We start from the raw sequence: 12,203 nt of genomic DNA, 5'->3' as shown, positions 1-12,203 counted from the left end.
CAGGATTGACAGAAATTTCTGTTGTGCCTTGGTTGCTACTTTCGGTAATATGTCATTAATGCTATTCATTTGGTGCTTTGATTCATTACTTGCACCTTATCCGATGAATAGCTTTTTTGTTCCCCTTTTTTTATGTCCGAAGTATTGACATATCAATGCATTTGCTAATCACCCTAATGTAACATACCTGAATAGAGTTTTATTGCATCAGATTGTGGGCGACTTTTACTCCAGTTTTATCAACTTCGTATGAACCTGTTTCAATATCGACAATTACCATCTTACCGATATTTTCCTCTATCTCTATCTTCTGGCGGATAGTGGTTTCGTACAATTGTCTTGCACGACGGGCAACTTCTCCACGGCTTAGAAAAGTAGTGCGATCGCATTAAACCATCGCCCCGAAAACCACTAGTTCCCGCTAGTGATGCAATTCGAGTCAAGCATTACTTCTAGGATTTGCTTTTTCATGCTCATTTCATTTTCTTGTGAAACACTAAAGTCTGCCAACTTCTACTGCCATAAAAGTGGAAGAAAAGCCAGAATAAACCTATGCTCAACTCTATTCTCAAATGGTCGATCGCACAGCGTTGGTTAGTTGTCATCGGCGCAATAGTAATTACCATTCTAGGCAGTTACAATCTCACACGGATTCCCCTTGATGTATTCCCTAGCTTTGCGCCGCCACAGGTAGAAATCCAGACAGAAGCCGAGGGTTTAGCTCCTGAAGAAATAGAATCATTAATTACCTTGCCCATTGAAAGCGCCGTTAATGGTACTCCCGATGTTGTGACTGTGCGATCGGCTTCAGCCGTGGGAATTTCTACGGTCAAAATTATTTTTGATGGCAATACTGATATATACAAAGCGCGGCAATTAGTTGCTGAACGTTTGCAGCAAGTCCGCGCTAAGTTGCCTGAAAATGCCAAAGAGCCAGAAATATCGCCAGTATCTTCACCGATTGGCACGATTTTGATGTATGCCTTTACCGTGGAAGAGAATCAAAATAATTCAGAGCCAAAAACTAACTTAATGGAAGTGCGGCGGCTGGTCGATCGCAATGTTTCCAATCGCATCTTGGCAGTGGCGGGAGTATCACAGGCGATCGCCTATGGTGGTGATGTTAGGCAATATCAGGTTTTAGTCGATCCTGCTAAATTAGTTGCTTTTAATGTCTCTTTGGAGCAGGTGACTGAAGCCGCAAGTCAAGCAAATCTCAATGCCGCAGGTGGATTTTTAATTACGACCGATCGCGAAGAAATTATTCGTGGCGTGGGACGGATTGAAACCGTTGAGCAATTGGCGGAAGCAGTGGTGACGGCTCGCGATGGCAAGCCTGTGAAGTTAAGCGATGTTGCCGAAGTGAAATTGGGAGCCGCCCTCTCGCGGGGAGATGGCAGCGTCAATGGCAAGCGGGCTGTGGTATTGCTCATCAATAAGCAACCCCAAGCCGATACCCCCACTGTAACTCGTGCTGTCGAAAAAGCGATCGCCGAAGTCCAAGCAGCGCTTCCCAAGGATGTGAAAGTGCAAGTTACCTTTCGCCAAGAGAGCTTTATTGAGTCAGCGATCGATAATGTGCGCGACTCCCTCCGTGATGGCATCATCATCGTTGCCATAATCATGATTATGTTCCTGATGAATTGGCGCACGGCGGTAATTACCCTCAGTGCGATTCCTTTATCAATTCTCATTGGAATGCTGATTTTGTCATGGTTTGGGCAAGGTATTAATACGATGACATTGGGAGGTCTAGCAGTGGCGATCGGTTCGGTAGTCGATGACTCCATTGTTGATATGGAAAACTGCTATCGCGGAATGCGTCAAAATCAAGCCGAGGGAAATCCAAAACATCCCTTTACCGTGGTTTATGACACTTCCGTAGAAGTGCGCGTCAGCGTGATTTTTTCCACGCTCATTATTGGTGTAGTTTTTGCGCCGATTTTTACGCTGACGGGAGTGGAAGGAAATATTTTTGCACCAATGGGCGTGGCTTATCTCGTCTCTATTTTTGCCTCAACCCTAGTAGCGATGACCCTATCCCCTGCCCTCTGTGCGATTTTACTGGCTTCCTGTCAACTGCCCAGCGATGAAACTTGGGTGAGTAACTTTGCTCAGAAACTCTACCGTCCTTTGTTGAATCTATCCATTCACCGCCCCAAATTAATTCTATTTCCTGCGATCGCCGCCTTAGTTGCCTCTCTGATCATCTTGCCAGCCCTCGGTCGGGTTTTCCTACCAGAATTTCAAGAGCGATCGCTTGTCAATACGATATTGCTTTACCCTGGCACTTCGCTGGAACGAACAAATCGCATGGGCTTAGCACTTCAAGACGCACTCAAGGATGATCCTAAGTTCACAACTGTGCAGTTACGATCTGGTCGCGCCCCTGGGGATGCCGATGCGGGAGGTGTAAACCTTGGTCATGTAGATATAGAACTCAGCGATCGCGGCATCCAAGATCGCACAGGTAGCATCGCTAAACTACGCCAAGAATTTAATAAATTGCCTGGAGTAGCTTCTAACATTGGCGGTTTTATTTCCCATCGCATGGATGAAGTCCTCTCTGGAGTTCGCAGTGCGATCGCCGTTAAAGTTTTCGGTCAGGATTTAGAAGAATTAAGGGCGATCGGTAGAGAAGTGGAAACTGCGATGAAGGGAATTGATGGGCTGGTGGATTTGCAACTGGAGCCGCAAGTTCCTGTTAGGCAATTGCAAATCAAATTTGATCGACCGATGGCAGCAAGGTATGGTCTGACGATTGGACATCTCGCCGAAATGGTAGAAACTTCCCTCAATGGCAAAACGGTATCCCAAGTTTTGCAAGGTCAGCAATTATTCGATCTGGTCGTATGGCTGAAACCTGAAGCCAGAAACAATCTGGATGTAATTCAGAATCTATTAGTCGATACACCCACAGGACAGAAAATTCCCTTATCTCAAGTTGCTCAAATTGAATATGGTACGGGCGCAAATACAATCAATCGCGAAAATGTTTCCCGTCTGCTCGTAGTTTCCGCTAACGTATCGGGACGCGATTTGCGATCGCTGGTTAACGAGATTCAGGAAAAGGTGAAGCAACAGGTTATCTTACCCGCAGGCTATTTTATCCAGTACGGTGGACAGTTTGAATCCGAAGAACGCGCCACCCAAAACCTACTGGTCTTTGGCAGTCTCGCCGCCCTAATTATCGCAGTGCTGATGTATTTCGCCGTCAAATCCATTCCTGCAATGTTAATGATCATGGTGAATTTACCTCTCGCTGTAGTCGGTGGCATTTTAGCGATCGCCATTAGTGGCAGCGTGATTTCTGTCGCTTCTCTCGTGGGATTCATTACCCTATTCGGAGTTGCCGTGAGAAATGGATTACTACTAGTCGATAATTACAATCAAAAATTTGCGAAGGGAATTCCTTTCCAGCAAGTAATTCATGAAGGTTCAATGGAGCGTCTAGCCGCCATCCTAATGACTGCCCTCACCTCAGCACTAGGCATGGTTCCTCTCGTTATCGGCACAGGGGCTGGCAAAGAAATCCTGCAACCTCTTGCAGTTGTAGTATTAGGCGGTTTAGTCACCTCTACTGCTTTAACTCTATTGGTACTACCTGCCTTATATTCCCAATTTGGGAAATATGTCACACCTAAACTAAAAACAGAGCTTGTATCTCCTGCTACGCAGGAGCCGCAAACTTCTATATTTTAAAATTTCACCCAATCTTTAAAAGGAACTCTATTTATATGCGATCGCCTAAACTTCTACTCATTGGTATTATTTTTGCAAATATCCTAGCGGCTTGCAGCAATAGCCCGACTAGCACCAGTCCCACAACAAGCCCCAACGCAGTCACTACCACAGAACCAACTCCTCAACCTGTCGCTAAAACGGACTCTAAAGCTAATAAAAAACCAGATAATCATGGCAAACCCAATCAGGGTGGACAGGTCGTTGAGGCTGGCGCTTACCATTTAGAACTGTTAATGGTTAAAGAAGAAAATAATATTCATCTCGACTTTTTCTTGCAAACAGGAGACACTCACACAGCAATTCCCGATGCCAAGGTGACAGCCCAAGTTCAGCTTCCCGATGGTTCTCAAAAATCCTATGACCTCGCCTATGATGCGCCAAATCAGCATTACGCCACCAATTTACCAACCACTGCTTCAGGAGAATATAAAATTGTAATTCTTACAGATATTAAGGGTGAAAAAGTGAATGGACGCTTTAACGTAAGTCTGCGCTGACAAAATGCCCCCACAGTCTCGCAAACCTAAAGGAAAACAGGCGATATTCACGGGTTGATTGATTGATTAGCTAAAATCTAGCCAGCGTTCAATAGCCGAGCCTGTGGTACAAATACTCGAAAACCCATTACGGGTTGGTTTACAACAAGAAAGAACCCCTGAGCCATTAATCCTTGTGATCTTTGGTGCATCGGGAGATCTGACTATCCGTAAGCTGATCCCAGCAATTTATCATCTCAAGCAACAGCGCCGCCTGCCCCCCGAAATTACCGTTGTTGGCGTTGCCCGCCGACCTTGGAGCCACGAATATTTCCGTGAACAAATGCGCGAGGGTGTAGAAAAATTTTCTACAGGTATTGGAGCCGAACCAATTTGGCAAAACTTTGCTGAAGGTTTGTACTATCAATCCCTTGATATGGGAAATGTGGATGATTACCGTAAACTAGATGATTTTTTAGGGCAACTAGATAAGGAAAGAGGTACAAGAGGCAATCGTGTTTTTTATCTTGCCGTTGCGCCAAATTTCTTTGTCGATGCGATCGACAATTTAGGTAAGGCTGGCATGATCAAAAATATCGACAAAACCCGACTCGTAATCGAAAAGCCCTTTGGTCGTGATTTATCCTCTTGTCAAGAGCTAAATAGGGCAGTACAGAGGGCTTGCGATGAAAAGCAGATATATCGCATCGATCATTACCTTGGCAAAGAAACAGTCCAGAACCTCTTGGTATTAAGGTTTGCCAATGCCATCTTTGAGCCATTATGGAACCGTCAGTTTATTGATCATGTGCAGATCACGGTTGCCGAAACTGTCGGTGTGGAAGATCGGGCAGGATATTACGAAAACTCTGGTGCTTTGCGTGATATGTTGCAAAACCATTTGATGCAGCTATTTTGTCTGACTGCGATGGAGCCGCCTAACTCGATGGATGCTGACTCATTGCGAAATGAGAAGGTCAAAGTAATCCAAGCAGCAAGGTTAGCCGATACAAGACATTTAGAAAGATCTTGTGTGAGGGCGCAGTACAGCGCAGGCTGGATGAAGAGTAAGCAGGTCCAGGGCTATCGCGATGAGCCAAATGTTAATCCTGCTTCTCTTGTGCCGACCTATGTGGCGATGAAGTTTGAAGTAAACAATTGGCGCTGGCAAGGCGTACCATTTTATTTGCGAACTGGTAAACGGATGCCCAAAAAGGTGAGCGAGATCGCGATTCAATTTCGAGAAGTACCCTATTTGCTGTTTCAATCGGCGGCTAAGCAAGTTTCCCCTAATGTGCTGACCCTGAGGATTCAGCCCAATGAGGGCATCTCTCTCAAGTTTGAGGCGAAGATGCCAGGGGCAGATCTGCGATCGCGGTCGGTGGAGATGGATTTTGGCTATGGCAAAACCTTTGGTGTTGAAGGTTCCGATGCTTACGATCGCCTCTTGCTAGACTGTATGCTAGGCGACCAAACCCTATTCACCCGTGGTGATGAGGTAGAAGCCGCTTGGAAAGTGGTTACGCCTGCTCTCACTGCATGGGAGTTGCCTAATGATCCGATTGTGGTTCCGCAATATGAAGCGGGTACATGGGGACCAAGTGAGTCTGAGCAATTGATCGAACGCGATGGCAGACAGTGGCGGCGGCTCTAGCCATATTTACAGTAATGACTTTGATCGCAGTTTGCAAGTTGTCCTTGACAACTTGCAAACCATCAAATCCATATTTTTTGTCTTCAGTTTTCACCTTGTCCGTACCAAGATGAAAACCGCGATAAAAAGTAAAAATGGCTTAGCCATTTTTACTTTTGATGTAATTTCTCATTGAGAAGAATTAAAGAAAATGAACACACAAACAGCTTCCGTAGTATCTCTGCAAGCGCCCAAGGATGTCTCGGTGTCTCAGGTTGAAGCTGAGCTAAGTAAAATTTGGCAGTCCTATGGCGAAAGCTCTGCCGCAAGAGCCACCACTTTTAATCTATTGGTATATGAGCCTGAGTCTGTGGGAGCCGCTTCGCGGATGGCTTCAGTCGATGCGATCGTCTCCCAAAGCCCCTGCCGAGTGATCGATCTCGTAGCTCTCAATGAAGAGGATCAAGGTATATCGGCACAGGTTGCCGCATACTGTCCAATTCAGAAAAGCCGTAGCTCTCTAGTGTGTGGTGAGTATATTACCCTAACTGGCGCTAAGGCAGCTTTCGATCGCATTCACAATATTGTGCCTGAATTGTTGATTCCAGACCTGCCTGTATTTCTCTGGTGGAAGGATAGTCCTGAGCCAAATACAAGAATGTTTGAGAAAATGATCAACCTCAGCGATCGCCTGATTATGGATTCCGCCACCTTCAGCAATTCGGAAGCGGATTTACTCAAAGTGCAGAACATGATCAAGGTTGGCACACAGATCGCCGATCTCAACTGGCAACGCCTCGCCCCTTGGCAAGAACTGACCGCCCAAGCCTTTGATCAACCCGATCGCCGTGCCGCCGTTTGGGAAATTGATGGCATTACCATCGACTACGAAAAGGGCAATAGCACTCAAGCCCTGATGTTTTTAGGTTGGATTGCCAGTCGACTTGACTGGCAACCGATCGAGCGCAAAATTGAAGGTGGTGATTATGACCTACAACATATAGTGTTTGAAGGGCGTGATCAATTGCGGGTTAAGGCTGAGTTAGCGGCAATCCCTGTGGGCGACCCTGGCGAGGTGATTGGCGACTTAATTGGTTTACGCCTAACTGCTTCTAGTCAGAACACCGATGCTTGCAATGTTTTCTGTTCTGAGTCAACAGGTTGTATGCGTATGGAAGCAGGTGGAGCTGCCCAAAACTATCGTGTACATCAAGTATCACCTATGTCAGATCAGAGTGCTGATACTTTACTAGGGCAACAGTTGCAGCGTTGGGGGCGTGAAGTGTTATACGAAGAAAGTCTAATGGTTACGTCAAAAATGTTGGCGCTATAGATATGAAAACTCAGGAATTAGCGGTACAACCCTTTGCGATGTACCGCTAATTTTTGAGTAAGAAGAGAGTAACGAACCCAGAATCTATGGGCATCTGATGGCTAACTTGGGGTTAAAGCATACCTTGCATAGACACAAAACCCTCTATCTGTTTTACTCTTTCCAGCCATGTAACTACGTTTAGATAATCATCAAGAGAAACCTTGGCATCTCCAGCTAAAGCTATATAGGGAAAGCAAGCAATATCAGCAATTGTGGGGCGATCGCCTTCTAACCAGTGGCGAGTTTCAAGGTGCTTATCCATAGTTTTAAGTAAATTATGCGCCCTTTGTTGTGCCAACCCAATATTTAAATCTCTACCTAGCAGGAAATGTACTCTTGCCGCCGCAAGACTATTTTGAATATCTTGAGCCGATGTTGACAGCCACTGTACCACCTTACTCATCGCCACCGCCTCTCTTGGTAGCCAATCTCCTCCATATTTCATGCCTAAGTAAAACAAAATTGCTTGAGAATCTCGTAATATTTCTGTTCCATCAGTCAATACGGGAACCATACCAAAAGGATTTAATTGGAGAAAGTCAAGGGATTTCTGCTCTAGCTCTTTGATATTAATGGGGATCAACTCATGCTCTAGTTTTAATATAGAGAGCATCAAGCGAACCTTGTGACAGTTGCCTGACAGCCAATAATCGTATAGTTTAATCATTTATATTTCTGTACTACTCAAGGCTTTAATAGGCTGTAAGAAAACAGTTTTCTATTTCTATCTAAGATATTCCCCTCAATCCCCCTTAAAAAGGGGGGCTGGGGGGATCTATATCCTTATATGAACGTCAAAATTAAGCGGGTGCACCAGACTCAATTGGTAAAGCATAATCCCGTGACCACTCATTCCAAGAGGCAAAGTAATTTCTGACATCTTTGAAGCCAGCTTCTTTCAAAGCAACCATCGTATTCGAGGCTCTAGAGCCTTTGAAACAATAAATGTACACTGGAATATCTGGTGTAATTCCAGCCTTGCTGCAAATGTCTAAAATTTCAGATTGAGGGCGGAAGGAGGGAACTTCAGCATCGGGAACCATAAAGTCATACCACTCAATCCAGACAGAGCCAGGGATTCTACCCATGCGTGGACAGAAATCTTTCCCATAGGGAGAAGAACTTTCTGCCATCCATTCGTCTTTATCCCTGACATCTAAAAGAGCGATCGCTTTATTTCCTAAAACATCTAACATCTGTGGCGCAGTCAACATAATTGAGTCGTCCACATTCAACGGGAAAACTTGCTGTTGCGGAGTAGGAGTTTCGGTTGTAGTGGGATATCCTTCGGCAAGCCATGCCTTGAAGCCACCGTGCAGAATACAAACCTTGGGATAGCCTAGATATTTGAGCAGAAAATAACCCCGACATGACTGCCCGTAGCCTTTATTCATTGCATCTTCATAGATCACTGCTGTTTCATTACCTGACAGTCCAGCAGCTCCAAATAATTCAGCAAAATGAGCTTGCAAGTTCTCAATTCCTTCCATACTAGATGTGGCTAGATAGGTAAAGATGTCTCGAATATTTACAGCGTTGGGGATATGAGCGATGTCATATTCACTCTTGTCGCGCGTATCAATTATGACAACAGGTTCTTGTTCTTGCAAAGCGATAAGCTCAGATGGACTAATTAGTACTTTAGTTTCCATTACCGTTGTTTCCAGTGAGGGGGTGTTTGATCGAAATATCTATAAATATCTATTAAATAGATCGTTCTATTTATTCTTAATACACTTGACTTTTGGTTGTCGTATCTTTAGTTACCAAAGATCACTTAATCATGTTATTGCGGGTTTCCGTTAATTACGGCACAAAAAGAAAGGGCAACTCATGAATTGCCCTTTCTTTTTGTGCCATTGGGTTTTGTTATCAATAGCCGATCGCGGTGAGATCGGGACTGAAGCTATTCACCTTGAGACGATATACTTCTGTTTCGATACTGCCATCATTATAAAGCCGTAAATGTCTGAACCCTGGAGATTGATGATCGATTTGGAACTTAGAATTTTGCGGCGTAAATTGAATGCAGGTGGAAGGTGTGACTAGACAAATTACGGAGTTGTGGAGAGTTTCATAAATCTGTTGAAAGTCTTGATGGGCGTGACCATTGATCACAACCTGCACCTGTGGATAGCGATCGCAAATTGCCCAAAATTCATCTTGATTTTCCAAACTGATTTGATCCATCCATTGCGAGTTAATGGAAATAGCAGGGTGATGAAAGGCTATTAAGGTAGGGCGGTCTGGTTCCTGTTGCAGCATGGCTTCTAGCTTTTCTAGCTCTGACAGATCAAGCCGCCCATAGACTGCATTTTCTACCACTGAACTAAGTAATAGAATGCGCCATTTGCCAATATTCAAGGCAGATTCTAAGCTGATGAATGGGCTAGATAAATGCGATCGCATCAATGCCAGACTGTCATGATTACCCGCTAGACAATAGGTGGGAATTTCAAGGCGATCGATCATTTCGCGCAGGTGCATATACGAAGCATCGCTACAGTCTTGACTGAGATCCCCCGTAATCAAGATCAAATCAGTTCTTGGCAATACCCTTTGCATCTCGATCAATACTTGCTGCAAAGATGCGGCAGTTTTGATGCCCACTAAGGAATGTTCAATATCTGCAAACAAATGGGTATCGGTCAGTTGAACGACTGACACAAAATCATTGCTATTCTGTTTTCCTTTCATGTTACCTATGCCAATACAAATAAGCTGTGAATGGCAAATATTTGTTTCGCATTTCCCAATATAGCGCTTTGCGCTCAAACCGTTTTAACCCCGCTTAGCATCATAAGGGCAGTTCATAAATAAATAAATTGCTCTTACGATAGGTGCTTTTACGTGAGTCCTGAGTTAAACCCATGATATCAACTACAGACTACTTTTACGAAACAACTCATCTCTTAAATATCAATTTTTGCTTCTAAGCTTGTAGGTTCCGCAATATGGCGGATAGATTTTGGCAGCGATCGCACCGAATCGCGAGTACGTTGGGCGATCGCCTCTAGGCTGTCCAATGGTTTTAATAATTCGCCATTGTGCATGAGGCACTCTAGCAAAGGTTGCTCATCGCCTTTAGGAACTGTGGAAATATGGGTGAGGCGATCGCCTGTGATTACACCATGCTCAAAACTGCGCCAAATTTGCTTGCGCCCAGCGAGCGATTGTTTGCCAACGGATTTTTTGGCAACAGGGATATTATCAATTTCCACCAATTTATAAACGCCATTGACGGGCGCACCTGTAACCAACTTTGTGCCGATGCCATAGCCATCAATGGGTGCAGCCTTAAGCCGTAAAATCTCCGCTTCGTCAATATCACCACTGGCAAAAATCGCCACATCAGGGAGAATCGTTTTCAATTCCTGAGAAATTGCCGCAATATCCCCCGAATCAATCCTCACACCTTTGACCTGCATCTCACCAGTTTGCATCTTTGTGGCGAGATCGTGCGCCGCCGCGATCGTGTCAAAGGTATCGATCAATAAAGGGCTATCGGGAAATACTTGGTGAAAAGCACTAAAAGCCTGTGCCTCACTGCCTGCGGTGGCACTCAGCGCCATCACCAAGGCATGAGCCATTGTACCGCTTGGCTGTCTCCCCAGCTTCAAGGCGGCTAGTACATTGGAGGTGGCATCCATACCTGCGGCGATCGCGGCTCTTGCTGCCCAAAGTGACGCTTGCGGACTAAAGGCACGGCGCGTACCAAATTCTAATAAAGTGAGGCGATCGCCCGCCACATCCCGCATTCTGGCGGCTTTAGAAGCAATCAGGGTTTGGTAATTGATCGTATTTAACAGATAGGTTTCCACCAATTGCGCCTGCCAAAGTGGGGCTTCGATCCTTAAAAAAGGCTCATTAGCAAACATCACCGTCCCTTCAGGCACAGCCCACAGATCGCCCTCAAAACGGAAGTTCGCTAACATTTCCCAAAAGCGGTGATCGGCATTGGCAAATAGCCCAGTGCCTTGGAGTGCGGCAATTTGTTCGGGGCTAAAGCAGATATTTTGCAGATATTCCACCGCCTGCGTCAGCCCCATCGCAATTAAATAACCAAATCCCTTGGGGAGTCGGCGCACAAACAACTCAAAACTGGCGCGGCGGCGATCGCATTTTTCATGGACATAGCAAGCCCCCATCGTCAGTTGATACAAATCAGTGAGCAGTCCATACTCATCGGGCGCGACGTTTAATGGTGCGGGTTTGAGGCTAAGGGCTTGCTTAGAAATTTGGTTAGCAGCAGGATTGGTGGCGATCGCGCTCATGGCTTTGATGGGGATAAAGCTTATGCCTGTATTATAGTATTTTTCACCAAAATTGCAATCGCATTTATAATAAATATTACATAATCCAAGTCGCTATCTATAAAATAAAGACTAAAAGATAGTGAATTTTGCCCCTGTGAAGCGATCGTCACCTTAAATTTATGTTTAGCCCAAATCAATGAGTGATCTGTTAGTAAAAACCCTTTATGTAGATCTTTACGCCAAATCACCAGAAAAAACTTGCTTTCTTCCTGATTCCATAATTGACGCGACCCAATGGGGGCGCATCAGGATCACCGTATCAATGACATGAATAATGCCATTGTCTGCCTCAATGTCGGCGGCGATCACGGTAGCATTATTTGCCTCAAAGGTATCCCCATCAATATTTAGATCAATGTGAGAGCCTTCTAGGGAAGTTAAGAATTTAGTATTCTGTAAATCTGCCTTTGTATATTTCCCTGATACCACATGATAAGTGAGAATCCTTGATAGCTGGGGAATATTCTGCACAAGGGTAGTAATCGTTCCCGCAGGTAATTTGGCAAAGGCGGCATCGGTGGGTGCAAAGACGGTGAAAGGACCTGGACTTTGCAAGGCAGAAACTAGGTTAGCGGCGCTCACAGCCGTAACGAGGGTGGAGAAGTCGCTATTGCTAACGGCGATATCAACGATGGTGGGCATAGGGAAGTAAAAAGTAA

General features: G+C 45.1%; 11 protein-coding genes. 5 read left to right on the top strand and 6 right to left on the bottom strand.

The annotated features are described in order from the left end of the window. Positions 1-199: 199 nt before the first annotated feature. On the bottom strand, positions 200-334 hold the full coding sequence (locus H6F44_RS23460) for a hypothetical protein (RefSeq protein WP_277874092.1): 135 nt from the start codon (positions 332-334) through the stop codon (positions 200-202). Positions 335-552: 218 nt separating this feature from the next. Here H6F44_RS23460 and H6F44_RS01380 point away from each other — a divergent pair, with 218 nt between their 5' ends. The 5 genes from H6F44_RS01380 to opcA all read left to right on the top strand — a co-directional run bounded on the left by H6F44_RS01380 (position 553) and on the right by opcA (position 7,186). Beyond that, entirely contained in the window at positions 553-3,702 is a 3,150-nt protein-coding gene (locus H6F44_RS01380) for an efflux RND transporter permease subunit (RefSeq protein ID WP_190349122.1), read from the top strand. Positions 3,703-3,737: 35 nt separating this feature from the next. After that, a complete protein-coding gene (locus H6F44_RS01375; protein WP_190349121.1) occupies positions 3,738-4,241 on the top strand; it encodes a hypothetical protein in 504 nt (167 codons plus the stop codon). Between the two features lie 103 nt (positions 4,242-4,344). Further along, positions 4,345-5,874 (top strand): glucose-6-phosphate dehydrogenase, encoded by a 1,530-nt coding sequence (gene zwf, locus H6F44_RS01370; RefSeq protein WP_190349120.1) that lies wholly within the window; start codon positions 4,345-4,347, stop codon positions 5,872-5,874. Then, complete coding sequence (locus H6F44_RS01365; protein ID WP_190349119.1) at positions 5,849-6,049, top strand: hypothetical protein; 201 nt, start codon at positions 5,849-5,851, stop codon at positions 6,047-6,049. Before zwf ends, H6F44_RS01365 begins: the two co-directional genes overlap by 26 nt. 15 nt (positions 6,050-6,064) lie before the next feature. Beyond that, positions 6,065-7,186 (top strand): glucose-6-phosphate dehydrogenase assembly protein OpcA, encoded by a 1,122-nt coding sequence (gene opcA, locus H6F44_RS01360; protein ID WP_190349118.1) that lies wholly within the window; start codon positions 6,065-6,067, stop codon positions 7,184-7,186. 112 nt (positions 7,187-7,298) lie between these two features. Here opcA and H6F44_RS01355 read toward each other — a convergent pair whose 3' ends face one another. From H6F44_RS01355 to H6F44_RS01335, 5 genes are all read right to left on the bottom strand, one after another. After that, on the bottom strand, positions 7,299-7,895 hold the full coding sequence (locus H6F44_RS01355) for a glutathione S-transferase family protein (RefSeq protein WP_190349117.1): 597 nt from the start codon (positions 7,893-7,895) through the stop codon (positions 7,299-7,301). 133 nt (positions 7,896-8,028) lie between these two features. Continuing rightward, positions 8,029-8,880, bottom strand: coding sequence for a sulfurtransferase (locus H6F44_RS01350; RefSeq protein ID WP_190349116.1), 852 nt, complete (start codon positions 8,878-8,880; stop codon positions 8,029-8,031). 220 nt (positions 8,881-9,100) lie between these two features. Further along, on the bottom strand, positions 9,101-9,925 hold the full coding sequence (cpdA, locus tag H6F44_RS01345) for a 3',5'-cyclic-AMP phosphodiesterase (protein WP_190349115.1): 825 nt from the start codon (positions 9,923-9,925) through the stop codon (positions 9,101-9,103). A 215-nt stretch (positions 9,926-10,140) separates the two neighbouring features. After that, positions 10,141-11,502 carry a nicotinate phosphoribosyltransferase gene (locus tag H6F44_RS01340; protein WP_190349114.1) on the bottom strand — a complete coding sequence of 454 codons (1,362 nt, stop codon included), beginning with the start codon at positions 11,500-11,502 and terminating at the stop codon, positions 10,141-10,143. 216 nt (positions 11,503-11,718) lie between these two features. After that, positions 11,719-12,186 (bottom strand): fasciclin domain-containing protein, encoded by a 468-nt coding sequence (locus tag H6F44_RS01335; protein WP_190349113.1) that lies wholly within the window; start codon positions 12,184-12,186, stop codon positions 11,719-11,721. Positions 12,187-12,203: the final 17 nt, after the last annotated feature.

The organism is Pseudanabaena cinerea FACHB-1277, assembly GCF_014696345.1.
GTDB classification, from domain to species: domain Bacteria; phylum Cyanobacteriota; class Cyanobacteriia; order Pseudanabaenales; family Pseudanabaenaceae; genus Pseudanabaena; species Pseudanabaena cinerea.
This window is presented reverse-complemented; position numbering and strand designations above follow the sequence as displayed.